General features: G+C 62.5%; 15 protein-coding genes. 7 read left to right on the top strand and 8 right to left on the bottom strand.

Going from position 1 to position 19,803, the window contains the following annotated elements; translation table 11 throughout:
• Window positions 1-168: 168 nt before the first annotated feature.
• The 3 genes from FHW96_RS10815 to FHW96_RS10805 all read left to right on the top strand — a co-directional run bounded on the left by FHW96_RS10815 (window position 169) and on the right by FHW96_RS10805 (window position 4,443).
• On the top strand, window positions 169-2,103 hold the full coding sequence (locus FHW96_RS10815; protein WP_172340802.1) for a ribonucleoside-diphosphate reductase subunit alpha: 1,935 nt from the start codon (window positions 169-171) through the stop codon (window positions 2,101-2,103).
• Between the two features lie 391 nt (window positions 2,104-2,494).
• On the top strand, window positions 2,495-2,884 hold the full coding sequence (locus tag FHW96_RS10810) for a PepSY-associated TM helix domain-containing protein (RefSeq protein WP_172340588.1): 390 nt from the start codon (window positions 2,495-2,497) through the stop codon (window positions 2,882-2,884).
• 494 nt (window positions 2,885-3,378) lie between these two features.
• Complete coding sequence (locus tag FHW96_RS10805) at window positions 3,379-4,443, top strand: ribonucleotide-diphosphate reductase subunit beta (protein ID WP_172340587.1); 1,065 nt, start codon at window positions 3,379-3,381, stop codon at window positions 4,441-4,443.
• Between the two features lie 264 nt (window positions 4,444-4,707).
• Here FHW96_RS10805 and FHW96_RS10800 read toward each other — a convergent pair whose 3' ends face one another.
• Both FHW96_RS10800 and FHW96_RS10795 read right to left on the bottom strand, forming a co-directional pair.
• Window positions 4,708-6,657: a tetratricopeptide repeat-containing sulfotransferase family protein gene (locus FHW96_RS10800; protein ID WP_172340586.1), complete on the bottom strand. Its 1,950-nt coding sequence runs from the start codon at window positions 6,655-6,657 to the stop codon at window positions 4,708-4,710.
• Between the two features lie 105 nt (window positions 6,658-6,762).
• Complete coding sequence (locus FHW96_RS10795) at window positions 6,763-9,303, bottom strand: TonB-dependent siderophore receptor (RefSeq protein ID WP_172340585.1); 2,541 nt, start codon at window positions 9,301-9,303, stop codon at window positions 6,763-6,765.
• Window positions 9,304-9,842: 539 nt separating this feature from the next.
• On the opposite strand from FHW96_RS10795, the gene FHW96_RS10790 reads away from it, so the two are divergent.
• A complete protein-coding gene (locus FHW96_RS10790; protein WP_172340584.1) occupies window positions 9,843-11,411 on the top strand; it encodes a flavin monoamine oxidase family protein in 1,569 nt (522 codons plus the stop codon).
• Window positions 11,412-11,416: 5 nt separating this feature from the next.
• Window positions 11,417-11,866 (top strand): cytochrome c, encoded by a 450-nt coding sequence (locus FHW96_RS10785; RefSeq protein WP_172340583.1) that lies wholly within the window; start codon window positions 11,417-11,419, stop codon window positions 11,864-11,866.
• Window positions 11,867-12,535: 669 nt separating this feature from the next.
• Here FHW96_RS10785 and FHW96_RS10780 read toward each other — a convergent pair.
• Complete coding sequence (locus tag FHW96_RS10780) at window positions 12,536-14,404, bottom strand: ABC-F family ATP-binding cassette domain-containing protein (protein WP_172340582.1); 1,869 nt, start codon at window positions 14,402-14,404, stop codon at window positions 12,536-12,538.
• A gap of 82 nt (window positions 14,405-14,486) precedes the next feature.
• Between FHW96_RS10780 and FHW96_RS10775 the strand changes: the two genes are divergently transcribed.
• A complete protein-coding gene (locus tag FHW96_RS10775) occupies window positions 14,487-15,308 on the top strand; it encodes a rhodanese-related sulfurtransferase (RefSeq protein WP_172340581.1) in 822 nt (273 codons plus the stop codon).
• Between the two features lie 61 nt (window positions 15,309-15,369).
• Window positions 15,370-16,359, top strand: a complete 990-nt coding sequence (locus tag FHW96_RS10770; RefSeq protein ID WP_172340580.1) for an LLM class flavin-dependent oxidoreductase — start codon at window positions 15,370-15,372, stop codon at window positions 16,357-16,359.
• Here the strand turns inward: FHW96_RS10770 and FHW96_RS10765 are convergent.
• From FHW96_RS10765 to FHW96_RS10745, 5 genes are all read right to left on the bottom strand, one after another.
• Entirely contained in the window at window positions 16,328-16,864 is a 537-nt protein-coding gene (locus FHW96_RS10765; RefSeq protein WP_172340579.1) for a DUF2478 domain-containing protein, read from the bottom strand. The two genes, FHW96_RS10770 and FHW96_RS10765, sit on opposite strands and share 32 nt — an antisense overlap.
• Entirely contained in the window at window positions 16,861-17,166 is a 306-nt protein-coding gene (locus FHW96_RS10760; protein WP_172340578.1) for a cystatin domain-containing protein, read from the bottom strand. Before FHW96_RS10760 ends, FHW96_RS10765 begins: the two co-directional genes overlap by 4 nt.
• A gap of 193 nt (window positions 17,167-17,359) precedes the next feature.
• Window positions 17,360-18,352: a LacI family DNA-binding transcriptional regulator gene (locus tag FHW96_RS10755; protein ID WP_172340577.1), complete on the bottom strand. Its 993-nt coding sequence runs from the start codon at window positions 18,350-18,352 to the stop codon at window positions 17,360-17,362.
• A 156-nt stretch (window positions 18,353-18,508) separates the two neighbouring features.
• The gene (locus FHW96_RS10750; RefSeq protein WP_172340576.1) at window positions 18,509-19,246 is read right to left on the bottom strand and encodes an anti-sigma factor; all 738 of its coding nucleotides are present in this window, start codon (window positions 19,244-19,246) and stop codon (window positions 18,509-18,511) included.
• A complete protein-coding gene (locus FHW96_RS10745; RefSeq protein ID WP_246404509.1) occupies window positions 19,243-19,692 on the bottom strand; it encodes an RNA polymerase sigma factor in 450 nt (149 codons plus the stop codon). Before FHW96_RS10745 ends, FHW96_RS10750 begins: the two co-directional genes overlap by 4 nt.
• Window positions 19,693-19,803: the final 111 nt, after the last annotated feature.

Here is a 19,803-nt window from a genome sequence, read left to right as displayed (position 1 = left end):
ATGATCGATTTCAACACCATGGAGGGGCAGAACGTGGATTTCAGCAGCGGGGATGAGCGAGCCGAACGCAACAGCGATCTTTCGACTTTGCCGCTGACGGAGCCGCAGACGGGTGCCGATGGCGCCGCCGTTCTGTCCGAAAAGAAGGAGGCGGGCGCAAGCCCGGCTATGCCGATGAATGATAAGACCGATATGGCCGCCGATTTACTGACTGCCGAACGCGCGATGGGTGATCTGCTCAGTGTGGCGGCGGCTGCCGCTTCCTCGCCGAAACAGCCCGAGGACACCAAGCGCGTCGATGCGCGCCGGTTCAACATCGTCACCGATCCTTCGCGCGATGCGCTGCTGACCGATTTCGGGCGCGAGACGCTCGATGACCGCTATCTGCTGCCCGGCGAAAAGTATCAGGACCTGTTCGCCCGTGTGGCCGACGCCTATGCCGACGATGCCGATCATGCCCAGCGGATCTATGACTATATTTCCAAGCTGTGGTTCATGCCTGCAACGCCGGTGCTCTCCAACGGCGGCACCGGGCGCGGCCTGCCCATTTCGTGCTATCTCAACACGGTTGAGGACAGCCTGGACGGCATCGTCTCGACCTGGACCGAAAACGTCTGGCTCGCCTCGCGCGGGGGCGGCATCGGCACCTATTGGGGCAAGGTGCGCGGGATTGGCGAGCAGGTGGGCCTGAACGGCAAGACCAGCGGCATCATCCCCTTTGTACGCGTGATGGACAGCCTGACGCTGGCGATTTCGCAGGGGTCGCTGCGTCGTGGTTCGGCGGCGGCGTATCTCGATGTCAGCCACCCGGAAATCGAGGAGTTTCTCGAAATCCGCAAGACCAGCGGCGACTTCAACCGCAAGGCGCTGAACCTGCACCATGGTGTGCTGCTGACCGATGATTTCATGCAGGCGGTGCGCGACGGGCGCGAGTTTGAGCTGAAATCGCCCAAGGACGGCAGCGTGCGCGGCAAGGTCGATGCGCGCAGCCTGTTCCAGAAGCTGGTCGAAGTGCGTCTGGCCACCGGTGAGCCTTACCTTGTGTTCTCCGACACGGTGAACCGCATGATGCCCAAGCATCACCGCGATCTGGGGCTCAAGGTCTATACCTCGAACCTGTGCAGCGAAATCACCCTGCCCACCGGCAAGGACCATCTGGGCAATGACCGCACCGCCGTGTGCTGCCTCTCCTCGCTCAACCTTGAGACGTGGGACGAATGGAATGGCGACAAGCGCTTTATCGAGGACGTGCTGCGCTTCCTCGACAATGTGCTTCAGGACTATATCGACCGCGCGCCCTCCGAAATGGCTCGCGCCAAGTACTCGGCAAGCCGCGAGCGCAGCGTCGGCATGGGCGTGATGGGCTACCACTCCTTCCTGCAAAAGAAGGGCATCGCCTTTGAAAGCGCGATGGCAAAAGCGTGGAACCTGAAAATGTTCAAGCATGTCTCGGCCAAGGCCGACGAGGCGAGCATCCTGTTGGCGCAGGAACGCGGCGCATGCCCGGATGCGGCCGACATGGGCGTGATGCAGCGCTTTTCTTGCAAGATGGCGATTGCGCCGACCGCCTCGATTTCGATCATCTGCGGCGGCACCTCGGCCTGTATCGAGCCGATCCCGGCCAACATCTATACGCACAAGACGCTCTCGGGTTCGTTCGTGGTCAAGAACCCCTATCTGCAAAAGCTGCTGGCCGAAAAGAGCAAGGATTCCACCAATGTGTGGAACTCGATCCTTGAACAGGGCGGCTCGGTCCAGCACCTCGACTTCCTGTCGCCCGACGAGAAGGCGACCTACAAGACTTCGTTCGAAATCGACCAGCGCTGGCTGCTCGAATTCGCCGCCGACCGCACGCCCTATATCGATCAGGCCCAGTCGCTGAACCTCTATATCCCGGCCGACGTGGACAAGTGGGACCTGATGATGCTGCACTATCAGGCGTGGGAAAAGGGCATCAAGTCGCTCTACTACCTGCGCTCGAAGTCGGTGCAGCGCGCAGGGTTTGCCGGCGGGGTCGAGGCGGACAACACTTCCGAGGCGCCCAAGATCGAATTGAGCGCGGGCGAGCAGACGGACTATGAGGAATGTCTGGCCTGTCAGTGAGTTTTGGCAGGGTTTAATGCCTCCGGCGGGCAAAGGGACTCGGTCCCTTTGCAATCCCGTTACTGGTGGTGCCTTGTTGGCTGCAATGCAGATGGGGTGATGGATTGAAAGCCTGCGGCGCTTGTTAATGGCGCCGCAGGCTTTAATCATTCAAATATCGCGTCCGACACCCATCGGCTGAACCCATGGCGCAACGCAGGCAGTAACGGGAGCGCGAGGGACGAGTCCCTCGCATCTATCCCTTCCTTCTTCCCCCTGACACGCCTTGCGACACTTTCTCACCCTTCGCGGCTTGCCAATATGTCGCATTGCCTGCTTTGCATCCTTGCGTAACCTTGGGCGCGCAACGGGACCGCGCTCGGTCAGGACAGCATTCTAGGAAGGGAATTCAATGCGTAAGTGGCACCGCTGGCTCAGCCTGTTTTTCGGCGTTTTCATGTTGTGGATGGCCGTTACCGGCGTGCTCAGCCAGATTGTGCCGTTGACGCAGGCCAAGCCGCAGCAGGCGCAGGGTACCCCGGCCTCGATTTCCAAGCTCCAGCCCGACTTCGTCTGCCCCGCCGATGTGATGTGCCGGCCCAAGCAAAAGGGCGGCCAGAGCCTCGTCGGCCTGCTCCACCACCTGCATTCGGGCGAGACTTTCGGCCCGATCGGCGTGGTGATCTCGACGCTCACCGGCTTTGCGCTGCTCTTCTTCTCGATCTCGGGCATCTGGCTCTATGTGCAGATGTGGGGGTTCCGCAAGGGGCGCGGGCTGTCGCCGCGTTGGTTCTGGAAATAAGCCTTTGCCTCCGGCGGGCAAAGGGCGGGGGCCCTTTGCAATCCCGTTAATGGAGTTACCTTGCGGTCGGGCGCGCTATGCTCGCATATTGAAAGCCTGCGGCGCTTTTTATCGGCGCCGCAGGCTTTCCTGTTTCTACGCGGCGTCCGACACCCAAGGTCGAACCCCTGACGCAACGCAGACAGTAACGGGAGCGCGAGGGACCAACCGATTTGTCTCGACAAATCGGCTCTTTCAACCAGTCCCTCGCATATTTCCTGCCTTCTTCCTTCCCCAAAAAAATCCTCCGCCGAATCTGTGGGAAAGCATCCGGGGCCGATGCATCGCGGCGCCGAAACTGTTATCAAGCGCGCACAGTCGATGTAACGCATATCCACAAGACCTTGTGGTTGCCTGCTCGCAATACCATCTATCTGTTGATGGGTCGGACCGCGCTTCTATCGGCGCTCCCGCCCGTCTCGGGCCTTGAAAACCGCCGATTCTGGAGTAGTCGCATGTCCCTTCTCGAAGCCAGTAAGACTTACAAACCCTTCGAATATCCGTGGGCTTACGACTTCTGGAAACGTCAGCAGCAGGTCCACTGGCTGCCTGAAGAAGTGCCGTTGGGCGAAGATTGCCGCGACTGGGCGCAGAAGATTTCCGAGCATGAGCGCAACCTGCTCACCCAGATCTTCCGCTTCTTCACCCAGGCCGACGTGGAAGTGCAGGACTGCTATCACGAAAAATATGGCCGCGTGTTCAAGCCCACCGAAATCAAGATGATGCTGGCGGCGTTTTCGAACATGGAAACGATCCATATCGCGGCCTATTCGCATCTGCTCGACACGATCGGCATGCCCGAAACCGAATATGGCATGTTCCTCGAATATGAGGAAATGAAGGCCAAGCACGACTATATGGCCAGCTTTGGCGTCGATTCGGACGAGGATATCGCTCGCACTCTGGCCATGTTCGGCGGCTTTACCGAAGGGCTCCAGCTCTTCGCCTCCTTCGCCATGCTGATGAACTTCCCCCGCTTTAACAAGATGAAGGGCATGGGCCAGATCGTCACATGGTCGATTCGCGATGAATCGCTCCACTGCGAAGGCATCATCAAGCTGTTCCACACCTTCGTTCAGGAACGCGGCTGCCTGACCAAGGCGGTCAAGGAAGACATCATCGATTGCTGCCAGAAGACGGTGCGCCTCGAAGACGCCTTCATCGACCTGGCCTTTGAACAAGGCCCTGTGCCGGGCATGAGCGCCAAGGACATCAAGCGCTACATCCGCTACATCGCTGACTGGCGTCTTGGCCAGTTGGGCTTTCAGCCGATCTACATGATCGAAGACCACCCGCTGCCCTGGCTCCAGCCGCTGCTTAACGGTGTCGAACACGCCAACTTCTTCGAAACCCGCGCCACCGAATACTCCAAGGGCGCTACCCGCGGCGACTGGAACACGGTGTGGACCAGCTTCGATTCGCGCCGCAAGGCCAAGGCCATCGACCCTGCCGCGCTGATCTTTGATGAGGGCGCGGGGACCGAGGATATGTTCAAGGCGGCGGGGATTGCGGCGGAATAAGCGTTTGGTGGCTTATTCGCTTTGCGATTTTTAAAATGCGAGGGGCTAGCCCCTCGCGCTCCCATGACTGTCTTTGTGGCGCCATGAGTTCGGGCTTAGGTGTTGGACGCGAGGTTGAAATTTAACAGCCTGCGGCGCCGGCCAAAAGCGCCGCAGGCTTTCAATATATAAGCATAGCGCCCCCGCCGCCAACGAAGCGCCCTCCGTAACGGGATTGCAAAGGGCCCTGCCCTTTGCCTGCCGGAGGCAAAACCTTTTAATCCCCTACCGCCACCCCTCCAACGCATCCCCCAAGACTTCCTTCAACGGTCCCAGATCGCTTTCAAACGCCCGCCAGTGATCCAGCCCGGAACGATAGATCGGCCGCCGCACCTGCTCGCTGGAAACGGTGCGCACCGCGCGATCATTTTCGAAAAACCGCAGACAGGCCGGATCGAAGCCGACCCCCACCGCGTCTAGCAGGCGGCGCACCTGCCCCTCGGTATCCTCGACCAGATCCTCATAGACCAGCGTGTGGACGGCCCCCGGCGCTACTTGCGCAAAGTGGCGGATCAGCGCGAGATAGTGCCGATAATAGCGTCCCAATTCTTTGAGATCATAGGAAAACTCCTGCCCTTCGGCAAAGAGCTGTTTGAACCCTGAAAAACAGGCCGCCATCGGCGCGCGGCGCACATCGACGATCCGCGCATGGGGCAGGATCAGCCGGATCAGGCCGATATGCCGGAAATTGTTCGGCATCTTGTCGATAAACCGAGCCCGCCCCAGCCGCCGATGCACCGCCGCCCGGTCCAGATATTCCTGACCCCATGCGCGCACCTGCGCCGCATCCGCCGTGGCCAGCGCATCATCCCCGCCCGCCGCAATCCGCGCCGCCAGCGCCCCGATATAGGGCAGCTCCATTGTGCCCTCGATATCCGTGTGGCTGGCCAGAATCTGTTCGACCAGTGTGGAGCCGGAGCGCGGCAGGCCGACGACGAAGATCGGCGCATTGCTGTCTGCGCCCCATCCTTCGCGCCGGGCAAAAAACTCTGGTGTAAACAAAGCCTCGATCCGTGCCGCCTGCGCCGGATAATCCTCGGCCGCCATGGCGAAATGGCGCCGCACCAGCGCATTGCCCCGCGCATAATGGGCAAAGGCATCGCCCGCGCGGCCTGCATCCTCGGCGGCGCGGCCCACGGCAAATTCCAGATGCAGCCGGTCCACCTCGGCCAGATCGCCGCGTGCCAGCAATCCGCGCATCGCCGCCAGATCGCCCTCGCTCAACGCCGCCACTTTCAGATTGGCCAGCGACCACCACGCCTCGCCGACATGCGGCGCCAGCGAGGCGGCGCGGCGATAGGCGGCGATCGCGCCGTCACGCTCGCCCTTGGTGCGCAGCGCATGGCCATGATTGATTGCCACGCGCGGATTGCCGGGAAATTCGCGCGCAAGGCCGGCATGCAAAGCCTCGGCCCCGGCCTCGTCGCCCAGCAGCGCCAGACAACCGGCCTGAAGGTTGCGATAGGCCGGATTGGCCGGTTCAGCAGCCAGCAAAGGCGTCAGCTCGCGCATCGCCGCCTCGGCCTCTTGCCGTACGAACAGCGCGCGGGCCAGATCGAAGCGGGCCAGCGTAAAGCCGGGATCAAGCGTCAAGGCATGGCGCAGCAAAGTTTCGGCATTATCAAAGGCCCGCACCGTCACATAGCAAGCCGCCAGCAGGCGCGAGGCCTCGGCATGGTTGGGCTGGGCCAGCAGAAAGGCGCGCAGGATCGGCTCGGCCTGACCATGGTGGCCAAGGGCGACCATTTCGGCCGCCCGGCCCACATCGGGATGATCGGCCGAAAGTCGCGCCAGCGCCGCCTTGGCTCGCATCTCGCGCGCGCCATCGCCCATGGCAAAGGCCGCATCGGCCAGCGCCTGCCACGCCTCGCCCAGCGCGGGGTCAAGCTGGACCGCCGCCTCAAGCTGTGCCAGCCCGTCGCCCGCCCGTCCGGTCGCGCGCAGGCACAGGCCTAATTCATAGCGCGTGCGCGCCGCGCGGGGGAAGGCCTGCGCCAAGGGAGCCAGCAGGCCCAGCGCCTCGACACACCGCCCCTGTCGCCGCAGGGCCGAGGCAAGGATCAGGCGCGGGCGGGGGTCTTGCGGCGCGCGGGCGGCCAGCGTGCGTGCCAGCTTTTCTGCGCGGGCGGGGGCATCGGCCAGCGCCGCTGCGGCTTGGGCAAAAGGATCGCTCATCACATTATCCGCATAGGGCCAAAGGGCCGCAATGGGCAAAGAAAAAGCCCGGCCTGCGCGTCCCGTAAAGGGCGGCAGGCCGGGCGGCAGGCAACGGTAAAAGACTTAGAAGTTGATGGTCACGCGGGCATAGTAATAGCCGCCGTTGATGCCCCAGGGGGTGAAGGAAAGCGGGGCATTGTACACATTGTTGGCCAGCGGACGTTCGCTGGTCGTGCCCTTGTTGATGGTGGGCATGGTGGGCGCCTGCTTGTCGAACAGATTGTTCGCGCCAAGGTCGAGGCGGATCTTGGGGGTGAACTTGTAGCCCACGTTGAGGTCGGTGATGAAGGTCGTGCCGATCTTCATGTTGCGGCAGGTGGCGGTATCGCCGCCGGCGCAATTGCCGGTGCCGTCGGTGCTGATATGCTGGCTGGTGGTGCCATACATCGTTTCGCGCAGGTTGACCGAGAACTGGCCGATGTTCCACAGCGCGTTGGCGATCAGCTTGACGCGCGGCGTGGCCGTGGTCAGCGCATCCTTGGCGTTCTGGGTCAACAGGTCGGTCTGACCCTGAGCGGCGTTGTAAACCGCGGCGGGCAGGCCATTGACCTTGGTAATCTCGGTCTTGTTGTAGTTCGCGCCCAACGACCAGTCGACCTTGCCCATTTCGCCAAAGTCGCTGCTGTAGCTGGCGGTGGCTTCGACACCGCGGGTGCGGGTGTCAACACCGTTGGTGAAGATGTCGATGCCGGCATAGGACGAGGCATCAGCCAGCGACACACCGCGCGAGATCAGCGCATCGACCACGGCCTGCGACACGACGGTGGTGCCCAGCGTACCGAAGATATCGCCCGAGGGAACGATACGGTCGCGGATCTTGATCTGATAGGCGTCAACCGTAATCTGCAGCTTGGGCAGCGGATGGGCCACGAAGCCGAGCGAGAAGTTGGTCGACTTTTCCGCCTTCAGCTTGGGGAAGCCAAGGAGCTGGGCCGCGGCCGAGTTGGGGGGCAGCTGGCCAAAGGTCGAACCGGGGCCGACGTTGACCGACGAATAATACTGTTCGGCCAGCGTGGGAGCGCGGAAGCCGTTCGACACGGTGCCGCGAATGCCCAGCTGCTCGCTGAAGTCATAACGGGCGTTGAACTTGCCCGCCACGGTCGAGCCGAAGTCGGAATAATGTTCGTAACGGCCCGCCACATCGACATGCAGATGTTCGATCGGGTCGGCGGCCACATCGATGTAACCGGCATAGGAAGTACGGCCATAGGAACCGGCATCGGTGGGCGCAAAGCCGGGATAGGACTGGCCGCCGCCAAAGGCATAGGAGGCATATTCGCCCTGGGCGATCGAATAGTTGCCCTGGCGATATTCACCGCCGAAGGCCAGCGTCAGCGGCTTGGACATGCCCAGATCGAAATCGCGGCTGATGTCGACATTGCCGACCCATTCGCTGTTCGAAAGCTGGCCGTCATAGAAATTGCGCTGGAGGCCGGTCAGAGCCGTCGCGCTGGCCGACTGGGCCATGGCGAACAGGGTGGGGTTGGCCGAATTGATCGTGTAGAGTGAAACCGCGTCTTTGCCGTAGGTCAGCGAGAGGTCATAATTCCACTCGGCGGCCTTGCCCTTGATCCCGGCGGTCAGCGAGAAATCTTCCTCGCGGATGTTTTCCTGCGGCTGGAAGCCCGAGGAAAGCGGATAGACGGTCACGCCGGTGCTGGTGGTGCCCGAAACGCGGCTGGGCGAGCGATAGTTTTCATAGGCCTTGGCGTTGCGGTTGCCATAGGTGCCGAAGGCATAGACCTGCGCGTCCGAACCTACGTCATAGCCTGCGTTGAACGACAGGTTGTAAATCGAATAGCGCGCATCGCCATTGATGTTGTTGACGTTGGGATAGCCGGGGAAGCTCTTGAGACCGTTGGTGACGACGCTGCTCTGGCCGGGCTTGAGCGAGCCGTCCGAATAGAAGAAGCGGCGGTCGTAATTGCCATGCGAGGTATAGTCGTGGAACTTATACTCGCCGGTAATGTTGATGAAGCCCTTTTCGCCCAGCTTGAAGCCAAGATTGAGCGCGGTGGCCGCCGTCTTGCCGCCGTTTTCATAATTGCTGCCGCCGGTGGCAGTGAAGCTGCCGCCGTGGTCGGCGCTTTTCAGCATGATGTTGACCACGCCCGCGATCGCGTCCGAACCGTACTGGGCCGCCGCGCCGTCCTGCAGCACTTCGATGCGGCCGATGGCGTTGGTGGGCACAAAGGACAGGTCGGTGGTGGCGCTGCCCGAATAGGGGCTGCCGCCCAGCACGGCGAGGTTGGCGGTGGTGTGGCGGCGCTTGCCGTTGATCAGCACCAGCGTGTCATTGGGATTGATGCCGCGCAGCGCGGCCGAAAGCGTCAGGTTGGCAGTATCGCCACCAAAGCCCTGGAAGTTCAGCGAGGGCAGCGTCTGGGCCAGAACCTGTGTCAGATCCTGCTGGCCCACGCTTTGGAATGCCTGCGTGCCGATCAACTGGATCGGGGCGGCGCTGTCGGCGGCCTTCATGCCGGTCTGGCGCGTACCGGTAACGATGATCTCGCTCGAAGGCTCGGCTTGATCGGCCTCAGCCGCCTGCACGGCCATCGGCGCGAAGAGGGCAAGCGCCGTGGTGGTGAACAGCAGTTTCTTCATGCAAATTTCCCTCATGGTTAAACCTTGATCCCTGGGTCGGGGCATGGTCGCGACCGGATTCACGGGGGCTGTGAAACCGGGGGCGGGGTCCCGATGAGGAATGGCTACGCCTTGGGGAGCAGGCGGGCATATACTGGCTTCGGCGTATAGACCGGGGTTTTATGTCGCTTTTATTGCTTTATGTCATGCGGATGCCGTGCTGCGGCATTTTATGCCGGAAAAGGGCGTGGATCGACCATAAAATGCGGCATCCCGCCCATTCTGGCGGAAATCGGCCTTCCGGTTCTTTTGGGCAGGGTCATGCGGAATAAGCACATTGGCGTATCAACAAATGCGAAATTTGCGCCGATTTCCCAATCCAGCCCCCAAGCTTTGTTAGGAATCCTCAATTGTCCTGAGAGCCTGACAATCCCTATGGTATTACAGAAGAGGTCGCAGAGCCGCCTTTGTTGCCCCTTTATGTTGCCCCCCTCGTTGCACATGCGAACAGGAACCTGAGAATGACCGACAATTCAGCCGCGAATGGGCTCCTTCCAAAGATGACCAAGCGCGATCTGCTGTCCATGATTGGCAAGACCGCGGGCGCTTCGGCCATGTATATGGCCATGTCCAGCCTCAATCAGGCCCATGCCACCACGTTCAAGGGCAAGCCCAAGCTGGAAGGCGACGTCAAGGGCGCCTCGGTGCTTATTCTGGGCGCGGGCGTGGCGGGGCTGGTGGCGGCTCTGGAGCTCAGCCGCGCGGGCTACAAGGTGCAGGTGCTGGAATATAACAATCGCGTGGGCGGCCGTTCGTGGACGCTGCGCGGCGGCGACAGCTTTACCGAGCTGGGCGGGGCAACGCAGAATGTCGGTTTCGCGCCGGGCAATTATATCAATCCCGGCCCGTGGCGCCTGCCCTATGACCACAAGGGCATGATTTCGTATTGCAACGAGCTGGGCGTCGCGCTCGAACCGTTCATGCAGGTCAACACCAATGCCTTGCTGCACAACACGCAGGCCTTTGGCGGCAAGCCGATCCGCTACCGGGAGATCCAGGCCGATTTCATGGGCCATACCAGCGAATTGCTGGCCAAGGCGGTGAACAAGCAGGCGCTGTCGGACGAAGTGACCAAGGAAGACGCCGAGATCCTGCTCGAAGCCTTGCGCGACTGGGGCTCGCTGGACAAGGATCTGCGCTATGTGAAGGGGCCGGAAAGCTCGGATCGTCGCGGCTGGGCCAAGAATCCGGGCGGCGGCCTTTCGGCCTATCCCGAAGCGTCCGAGCCGATGAAGTTTTCGACCGTGCTGCAATCGCATCTGTGGACCGGCCTGTCGGCAGGCTTTGGCATCGAGCGCCAAAGCTCGATCTTCCAGCCGGTGGGCGGCATGGACAATGTGGCCAAGGGCTTTGAAAAGCATGTCGGCCAGTTCGTGCGCTTCAACAGCAAGGTCGTCTCGATCAAGCAGGACGCCAAGGGCGTGACCGCCACGTTTGAGGACACCAAGACCGGCCAGCGCGGCACGGCCAGCGCCGACTATTGCCTCTGCACCATCCCGCTCTCGGTCCTCTCGCAGATCGACATGAATGTGGGCGACAAGATGGCCAATGCCATCCGCGCGGTGCCCTATGAGGCAGGCTTCAAGGTGGGCCTTGAATTCAAGCGCCGCTTTTGGGAGCAGGACGACCACATCTTCGGCGGTATTTCCTATACCGACCTGCCGATCACGCAGATCTCGTACCCCTCCTCGCGCTATGGCTCGACCGGTCCGGCCACCCTGCTGGGCGGCTACACCTTCGGCGCCTATGCCTATGAATTCACCTCGCTGCCGCCCGCCGAACGTGTGGCCCGCGCGGTGGAATGGGGGGCCAAGATCCACCCGCAATACAAGGACGAGTTCCTCAACGGCGTGGCCGTTGGCTGGCACCGGGTGCCGTGGACGCAGGGCTGTTTCGGCAACTGGAGCCCCGAAGCCCGCAAGGAGCATTACGACAACCTGTGCCAGATCGATGGCCGCATCCTGCTGGCGGGCGAGCATGCCTCGTTCATTCCGGCATGGCAGGAAGGCGCGCTGACCTCCTCGCTCGACGCTATCGGGCGTCTGCATCAACGTGTTGTGGCAGGGTGAAATCCATGAAGAAGATCCTCTTTCCTCTCGTCGCCCTCAGCCTTGGGCTGAGCGCACCCGCCTTTGCCCAGCGCGGCGACGCCACGCCCACCACGCTGATCGCCAAGCCCGGCGAAAAGACCGTTGGCGATGCCGATGGTGCCTTCACCAGCCTGTTCAAATTCAACGAACCCACCGGCGAGGCCATGTACAAGCGCGTCTGTGCCGGTTGCCATATGCCCGATGCCAAGGGCGCCAAGGCGGCGGGCATGTACCCGGCGCTGGCCGCCAACAAGAACCTCGCCACGGCCGGCTACCCGCTCTACATCGTTCTCCACGGCAAGAACGGCATGCCCCCCGTCGGCAAGATGATGACCGACCAGCAGGCCGCCGATGTGGTGAACTATGTGCGCAGCAATTTCGGCAACAAGTACAAGGACAAGGTGACCGCCGCAGACGCCAAGGCGACGCGGTGAGTTAACGGACGGGGTTTAGGCTCCGTTCGATTAGAAGTGCGAGGTGGGGCGGGGAAGGTTTCGGCTTTCCTCGCCCTGTTTTTTGGTTTCGGGGATTTGTGCCTCCGGCGGGCAAAGGGCGGGGGCCCTTTGCAATCCCGTTAATGGAGGGCGATTCGGGTTAAGCAGACATTAAAAGCCGTAGGAATTTTGGGCGCTCAAGTAATCAATAGGCGAGGTGTGGGAAGTGGTAGCTTTTTTGAGCGTTTCAAAAATCTAACATTTTCAATTATTTGCGCATAACGCGTGATTTTTATCAAAAAAATCAATACATTACGCGGAATTGGCGCATTTGTTCGGGTTACGCTGTCAAGCCAATTATTTCAAAATTTTTGCAGATATCGCCCTTGCGTATGCAAAGGGAACTAAGGCAGAAGAAACCCGTCCGGTGGAAATCCAACGCTATCGGAGAAAAGAGTGAGAGATGGAGGCCTCGAATCCATGACGCCCCCTCCACAAGGGCTATCAGTCATCTCTCACTCTTTTCACACTCTCTTCTATCTTAGACGTAAAGTCGAGAGCATTATTTTTTGTCTATGAGTTGATTTCTCGAAAATTAGAAATTCAGATTCGGGATTGCAAAGGGCCCCCGCCCTTTGCCCGCCGGAGGCAAAACACCTCCGGCTAAAATCACCCCTCCAGCTTCTCCACCAACGCCATCCAATGCGCCTCCGCGCCCGACAGTTCGGCCTCCAGCTTTTCGCGCATCTGGCCCAGCTTGCCGATATTCATGCCCTTGAGCGAGGGCGCGGCCTTGGCGGGGTCGGACAGGGCGGCGTCAACTTCGGCGATGCGGGCCTGAACCTTGGCCATGTCCTTTTCGGCCTTGGCGACCTTTTTCTGCAATTCCTTGACCTCGGCCCAGGCAAGGTTGTTGGCCTTGACCGCGGCGCTGGGTGCGGCTTTGGCGCTGCCCTCGGCGGGGGCGGGTTTGGGCTGGTTGCGGCCGAGGATGAAGTCGATGTAATCCTCGATGCTGCCGTCATAGGGCTCGGCGGCCCCGCCATCGACCAGCACGAGGCGATCAGCGGTCATTTCAACCATGTGGCGATCGTGGCTGATCAGGATCACCGCGCCCTGATAATCGTTGAGCGCCTGCACCAAGGCCTCGCGCGCATCGACATCAAGGTGGTTGGTCGGTTCGTCGAGGATGAGGAGATGGGGCGCATCGCGCGTCACCAGCGCCAGCGCCAGACGCGCACGCTCGCCGCCTGAAAGCTGGCTGACCGAGGTGGTGGCCTTGGGGCCGGAAAAGCCGAAGCGGCCAAGCTGGGCGCGCACTGCGCTTTCGGCCTTGCCCTGCATCGCACGGGCCATATGCACCAGCGGCGTGTCGCCTCCGGCCAGTTCTTCCACCTGATACTGGGTGAAATAGCCGATGTTGAGCTTGCCCGCCGTCACCATCTCGCCCTCCATCGCGGGCAATTGTCCGGCCAGCAGGCGCGCCAGCGTGGTCTTGCCGTTGCCGTTGCGGCCCAGGAGAGCAATGCGGTCATCCGGGTCGATGCGCAGGTTGAGCCGGCGCAGGATCGGCGTATCGCCATAGCCCACCGCCGCGCGGTCCAGCGTGATGAGCGGCGGGCGCAATTCGGCCGGATCGGGGAAGTTGAACGAGAGCGAGGGGTCCTCGATCATCCCCAGCACGGGCTGCATCCGGGCCAGCATTTTCGCGCGCGACTGGGCCTGTTTGGCGGTGCTGGCGCGGGCTGAATTGCGGCGGACGTAATCTTCCAGCTTGGCGCGCTGGGCGTCCTGCGCGGCCTTGGCGGCGGCGGCCTGGGCGGCGCGTTCGGCGCGCTGGCGTTCGAACGAATCATATCCGCCCGCGTAAATCGTCAGCTTGCCGCCCTGAAGGTGCAGAATCGTATCGACCACATTGTTGAGCAGATCGCGCTCGTGGCTGATGATCAGCAGCGTGCCGGGATAGGCGCGCAGGAAATTCTCCAGCCACAGCGTCGCTTCAAGATCGAGGTGGTTCGAGGGTTCGTCGAGCAGCAGCACATCGGGCTGAGAAAACAGCAGCGAGGCCAGCGCCACGCGCATCTTCCACCCGCCCGAATAGGAATCGAGGGGCTGGGCCTGCATTTCCTCGGTAAAGCCAAGGCCCAGCAGGATGCGCGCCGCGCGTGCAGGCCCGGTATAGGCGTCAATCGCGATCAACCGGTCATGCACATCGCCCAGCCGGTGCGGATCGGTCGATGTTTCGGCTTCCTCCAGCAGCGCGGCGCGTTCGGTGTCGGCGGCCAGCACGGTTTCAAATGGCGTGGCGGTGCCGGTGGGCGCTTCCTGCGCGATATAGCCAAGGCGCGAGCGGCGGGGCATCTCGATGCCGCCCTCGTCGGGTTCGATCTCGCCGATGATGGCTTTCACCAGGGTGGACTTGCCCGCACCGTTGCGCCCTACCAGTCCCACACGGGCGCCGGTAGGCAGGTTTGCGCTGGCGCGATCAAGAATGGTGCGGCCGCCGAGGCGCACGGTGACATCGGAGATATTGAGCATCCGGGCCGCCTAGCAGGCGAATGCCGCCACCGCCAGAGCCGCCTTTTGCGTATCGCGCCATTTCTCGCTAAAGGGCCGCGCCATGATCACCGTTGCCGCACTTTATCATTTCACGCCCTTTGCCGATCCCGTGCTTTTGCGCGAACCCTTGCTGGCTCTTTGCGAAGATCAGGGGATCAAGGGCACGCTGCTGCTGGCGGGCGAGGGGATCAACGGCACCATCGCGGGCAGCGCGCAAGGCATTGCCGCCGTGCTCGATCATATTCGCGCGCTTCCGGGCTGCGCGGGGCTGGAGGTCAAATATAGCGCGGCGGCGGCCATGCCCTTTGGCCGGATGAAGGTGCGCATGAAGCGCGAGATCGTCACCATGGGCGTGCCGGGCGTCGATCCGCTGGCGATTGTGGGCACCTATGTCGAGCCGCAGGACTGGAACGCGCTGATCGCGGACCCGGAGACCATCGTGATCGACACGCGCAACCATTATGAGGTGGTGGCCGGAACATTCCAGCGCGCCATCGACCCCAACACGCGTTCTTTCCGCGAATTTCCCGAATGGTTCCGCAGCCAGAGGGAGGCTTTGCTGGGAGAGGGGAAACAGCCCAAGGTGGCCATGTTCTGCACCGGGGGCATCCGCTGCGAAAAATCCACCGCTTTCCTGAAATCCGAAGGGGTAGAGCAGGTCTATCACCTCAAAGGCGGCATCCTCAATTATCTCGAAAAGGTGCCTGCGGAACAAAGCTTGTGGGAAGGCGAATGTTTCGTCTTTGATGAGCGCGTGACGCTGGGCCATGGCCTTGCGCTGGGCAGCCATGTGTCCTGCGCGGCTTGCGGTGCGCCGGTGGGCGAGGCGGAGCAGGCCTCGCCGCTCTATATCGCAGGGGAAGCCTGCCCGGCCTGCGCCTAAATCACGCTCCATATCAACGCGCTCCTTGCAGCGCGCCTTGGCCATGCCCAGATAGGAGGCCATGAGCCAGTCCATCCCCCTGTCCGTCCTCGACCTTGTCCCCGTTCTCGAAGGCGGCACGCTGTATGAGGCCTATGGCCATGCCGCCGCCCTTGCCGCCCATGCCGAGGGCGAAGGGTTTGCCCGATATTGGGTGGCCGAGCATCACGGTATGCCCGGCATCGGCGGGGCGGCCACCTCGGTGGTGCTGGCGCATGTGGGCGGGCATACGTCGCGCATCCGCATCGGGTCGGGCGGGATCATGCTGCCCAATCATGCGCCTTTGCAGATTGCCGAGCAATTCGGCACGCTTGACGCGCTCTATCCGGGGCGGATTGATCTGGCGCTGGGCCGCGCGCCGGGGTCGGACGGGCGGGTGGCGATGGCGCTGCGCCATGGCGATCCCGATGCTTTCCCCCAGCAGGTGATGGAATTGCAGGCCTATTTCGCGGGCGATGCGCGGGCGGGCTTTCCCGCCGTGCCGGGCGCGGGGGCCAAGCCGGAGATGTGGGTGCTGGGGTCGAGCACCTATGGCGCGCAACTGGCCGCCGCGATGGGCCTGCCCTATGGCTTTGCCTCGCATTTCGCGCCCGCCATGCTGGACGAGGCGATCGAAACCTATCGCCGCCTGTTCCGCCCCTCGGCGGTGTTGGACCGGCCCCATGTGATGGTGGCCTGCAATGTGTTTGCCGCCGATACGGCGGATGAGGCGCGTTTCCTTGCCACCACGATGCAGCAGGGCTTTGTCGCGCTGCGTACCGGGCAGGGCGGGGGACTGGTGCGGCCGCCGGTTGAAAATTACTATGAAAACCTGCCCGCGCCCCATCGCGCCATGCTGGATCAGGTGATGGCCTGCACCGCGATTGGCACGCAGAGCGAGGTTGAGGCGATGCTGCGCGGCCTGATCGCACGGACCGGGGCCGATGAGATCATCGTGGCGAGCCAGATGTTTGATCAGGAAGCGCGGCGGCGCAGCTTTTCTATTGCGGCGGCAGCGATGCGGGCGCTGTGATCTGTTCCAGCCAGCCTTCGACCGCTGCAAGGTCGGGCGGCAGGGTCTGGGCATAGGGTCCGGCAAATTCGCCCCACGCCTCGACAAAACGGGGCGAGATGGTGAGCAGCACCGGCACCGCCTGATCCAGCGCCGCCAGCAGGCAGGAGAGCAGACCGCTGCCCGCCTCGGCCTCCATCTTGCCGAATTTGCTCAGGATGAGGAGATCGCAAGGCTGGGACAGGCGCCCCTCCACCCATGCCGCCGCCGAAACCAGCGCGCCCGAATCGAGCGTGCAGCCCTGCGCTTCGCAGCCCAGATCCTGACCGAGCGGGAAACGCGCGCCATCGTGGATGCTGACCAGCGTGCCGGGCGAGCAGTCTTCGCCGCTTGCCGGAGGCTCCTCGATTACGCCCGCGATGCGCAGCGATCCGCCCCAGCGCTCGACGATCTGCGCCAACAGGGCCTGCGCGCTGGCGGAACGCTCGGCCATGATCGCGCCAAGGACGGGGGCTGGGGCGCTCAAAGCCGCTGCTTCCCGCTCAGCTTCATCGTGCCGTCCAACTGCCGCCACACCGTCACCTCCCAGCGCTGCCGATTGGTCAGGCGCAGCGTCAGGCGGTAATTCATGCCCGCGACGACCTGCCGGCTGGCAGCGTCAATATGGGCGAGGCGGGCGTGACGGCCCAATTGGCCTGCGGCAAAGCGGGCTGCCTCGCGGACTTCGGGATTGTCGGTCTGCCCTGCGCTCCATCCGCCTGCGATGGGCTGCGCGGATGCGGGCGCGATCAGCAATCCGGCTAGTAATGCTGCCCATCCTGCCTTCATGCCGCATCCTTTCATGGCGAAACGTGTCCTACGATGACGCCCCGCACCGTGAATGGCAAGTTCCACGCCGTGCTAAAACCCCGCCGCGCAGCGGCTATCCATTATCATGGAATATTCACCCGCCATCAGGCCCATACCCAAGTAACTGGATTGCAAAGGGCCCCCGCCCTTTGCCCGCCGGAGGCAAACTTTCTTACCCCCTCGGCGGCGCGCAGGAATCGCGCAGGATGATCTCGAAATCCAGATAATCCCCCGGCGCCTTGTCGGGCGAGACGATGGTTTCCACCCCCGCCGCGCCCATCGCTTCCAGGGGCTGGCGCACGGTGGTCAGCGCGGGCGAGATCAGGCGGCTCATCGGCGTATCGTCAAAGCCGATGATGGAGAGATCCTCCGGCACATTCAGCCCGAATTCGCGTGCGGCCATCAGCGCGCCCACCGCCATTTCATCGTTGGAGGCAAAGATCGCCGTGGGCCGCTGGGGCAGGGCCAGCAGGCTGCGGGTTGCCTCCAGCCCGGATTGCAGGTCGAAATAACCCTGCGCCACCAGTGCCGGTTCCAGCGCCAGCCCGGCCTCGACCAGCGATTGGCAATAGCCGTCATAGCGCAAGGTGGCGCCGAAATGCTGGGGGTGTCCGCGCACGAAACCGATGCGGCGGTGGCCCAGACCCAGCAGATGCGCCATGATCGCCTTGCTGGCCCCGCGTTCATCAGTGGAAATATGCGTCCATTCATCGCCATGCGTGGCCGAGATCAGCGCGATCCGCCCGCCCAATTGCCGCACGCTTTCGACAAATTCGGTGTTTTCCGACAAAGGCGGGCTGAGCAAAATGCCATCGGGGGCAATTGTGGCGAACAGGCGCCGGACCAGACCCAGCAGATCCTTGTCCTGACTGTTCACCGGCTCGACCACCAGATGATAGCCCAGTTCCCGGCACCGCCGCGCCGCGCCGATGTGCAGCGCCGAAATATAGCTGGGGTTGGGATTGTCATAGAGATGCGCGATCAGGAAGGAACGCCCGCCCGCAAGGCGGCTGGCGGCGCGATTGGGCTTGTAATCCAGTTCACGCGCGGCTTCGAGCACGCGCTCCTTCACCTGCGCGCGCACATGCGGCTCTTCGTTCAGCACGCGCGAAACGGTCTTGATCGAAACGCCCGCGCGCTCGGCCACATCCTTGATGGTGGTCACGACTATCCTCTGCCTACGCCGGAAAAGCGATTGTTGCCCCCGCTTTCGGCGCTCTTTATGTTACCGTTGTCATAGGGAGACTAGAGTGCAAGGGCAGGAGAGTTCAACCCTGTTTTTTCACAGGGTTCAAACGAAAAAGTACAAACGATGGAAATTTCAGCGCCAGCCCTTGTCCTTGGCCGCTTTTTCCTGCGCCGCGTCCAACGGCTCACCCACTGCCATGTCCTGCGCAATGGCCATAACGGCGCCATCGGCTGAGCCTGCCTGACGATATTGCGCGCCCGATGCGCCCGATCCGGGCATCACATGCTCCAGCCGCCAGCCATCGCCGCCATGGCAGGCAACGCCCGAGGCCGAGGCCCCCGAAAAGGCGCGGCACAGTGCTCCATCGCCCCGGCGAAACGTGGCGATCATCCGCGTCGCCCCATCGTCGGCGGCCAGTTGCCGGTCGAGCGCATGGGCCAGATCGCCCGAGGCCAGCAGCGCGCCGTCTTTGGCCGTGATCGGCCCTTCGCGCCCCATCATCTGTCCGCCAAGGAACAGGCCCATGACCAGCGCAGCAGCAATCGCCCCGCCAAACCATTTGCGCTGCGACAGGGGGATTTTGGGCTGGGCGACCTTGGCCTCTTCCGCTTTCCTGCGGCGCACCTGCGCAAGGTCGATGACGGGAGCAGGCGTGGTCTGCTCGCGGATCATTGCCTCCCACGCCGGGGGCACGGGTTCCTGCGTCACGCCCGCAAAATGCCCCTGCAGCCGTTCGCGCAAGGCCCGCTCGCGCGCAATCGCTTCGGCAAGGTCAAGGTCGCTCAGCGCCGCCAGCGTGATGCGTTCGCGTGCCGCTTCGTCGATTTCGCCATCGACATAGGCCATGATCTCTTCGCGGCTCACGCTCATGATTCTTCTCCCAAAGCGCGCATCAGCGCCTCGCGCCCACGCGCCAGACGCGAGGTGAGCGTGCCTATCGGACACCCGATGATTTCGGCCGCCTCTTTATAGGCAAAGCCTTCGACCAGCACGAGCATCACCGCCTCGCGCTGTTCATCGGGCAATTGCGCCATCGCGCGGTCCACATTGCCCAGTTCGACATGAGCTTCGATTCCCACATCGCCCGCCATGCCCACATGCTCGCCATCCTCTTCGGGGGCGAAGGTCTGGCTGGCGCGATTGCGCGCGCGGGCCTCGTCGATCCATATGTTGCGCATGATCCGATACACCCATGAATCAAGGCGCGTCCCCTCGGTCCACAGATGCGAGGATTTGAGCGCGCGTTCGATTGTCATCTGGCACAGATCGTCGCCATCGGCCCCGTCGCGCGTAAGGCCTCGGGCAAACCGCCGCATCTGCGGCAAAAGCCTGACCAGTCCTTCGCTGAATTGAGCCGTTGGCAATGATTTGCACCTTGTCATGGATGAAACGGACGACCACGCTCGTTTCTTCCGCGTTGGTGCGAT

Origin of the sequence: Novosphingobium sp. SG751A (genome assembly GCF_013149295.1) — a bacterium.
Taxonomy (GTDB): Bacteria; Pseudomonadota; Alphaproteobacteria; order Sphingomonadales; family Sphingomonadaceae; genus Novosphingobium.
Note: the sequence above shows the minus strand (reverse complement) of the source record. Positions and strands in the feature narration are given on the sequence as shown.

What these genes read in the sequence shown, in the direction of transcription:
- FHW96_RS10815 (WP_172340802.1), top strand. Translation starts at nt 169, where the DNA reads ATGCCGATGAATGATAAGACCGATATGGCCGCCGATTTACTGACTGCC.
- FHW96_RS10810 (WP_172340588.1), top strand. Translation starts at nt 2,495, where the DNA reads ATGCGTAAGTGGCACCGCTGGCTCAGCCTGTTTTTCGGCGTTTTCATG.
- FHW96_RS10805 (WP_172340587.1), top strand. Translation starts at nt 3,379, where the DNA reads ATGTCCCTTCTCGAAGCCAGTAAGACTTACAAACCCTTCGAATATCCG.
- FHW96_RS10800 (WP_172340586.1), bottom strand. Translation starts at nt 6,657, where the DNA reads ATGAGCGATCCTTTTGCCCAAGCCGCAGCGGCGCTGGCCGATGCCCCC.
- FHW96_RS10795 (WP_172340585.1), bottom strand. Translation starts at nt 9,303, where the DNA reads ATGAAGAAACTGCTGTTCACCACCACGGCGCTTGCCCTCTTCGCGCCG.
- FHW96_RS10790 (WP_172340584.1), top strand. Translation starts at nt 9,843, where the DNA reads ATGACCAAGCGCGATCTGCTGTCCATGATTGGCAAGACCGCGGGCGCT.
- FHW96_RS10785 (WP_172340583.1), top strand. Translation starts at nt 11,417, where the DNA reads ATGAAGAAGATCCTCTTTCCTCTCGTCGCCCTCAGCCTTGGGCTGAGC.
- FHW96_RS10780 (WP_172340582.1), bottom strand. Translation starts at nt 14,404, where the DNA reads ATGCTCAATATCTCCGATGTCACCGTGCGCCTCGGCGGCCGCACCATT.
- FHW96_RS10775 (WP_172340581.1), top strand. Translation starts at nt 14,487, where the DNA reads ATGATCACCGTTGCCGCACTTTATCATTTCACGCCCTTTGCCGATCCC.
- FHW96_RS10770 (WP_172340580.1), top strand. Translation starts at nt 15,370, where the DNA reads ATGAGCCAGTCCATCCCCCTGTCCGTCCTCGACCTTGTCCCCGTTCTC.
- FHW96_RS10760 (WP_172340578.1), bottom strand. Translation starts at nt 17,166, where the DNA reads ATGAAGGCAGGATGGGCAGCATTACTAGCCGGATTGCTGATCGCGCCC.
- FHW96_RS10750 (WP_172340576.1), bottom strand. Translation starts at nt 19,246, where the DNA reads ATGAGCGTGAGCCGCGAAGAGATCATGGCCTATGTCGATGGCGAAATC.
- FHW96_RS10745 (WP_246404509.1), bottom strand. Translation starts at nt 19,692, where the DNA reads ATGCGGCGGTTTGCCCGAGGCCTTACGCGCGACGGGGCCGATGGCGAC.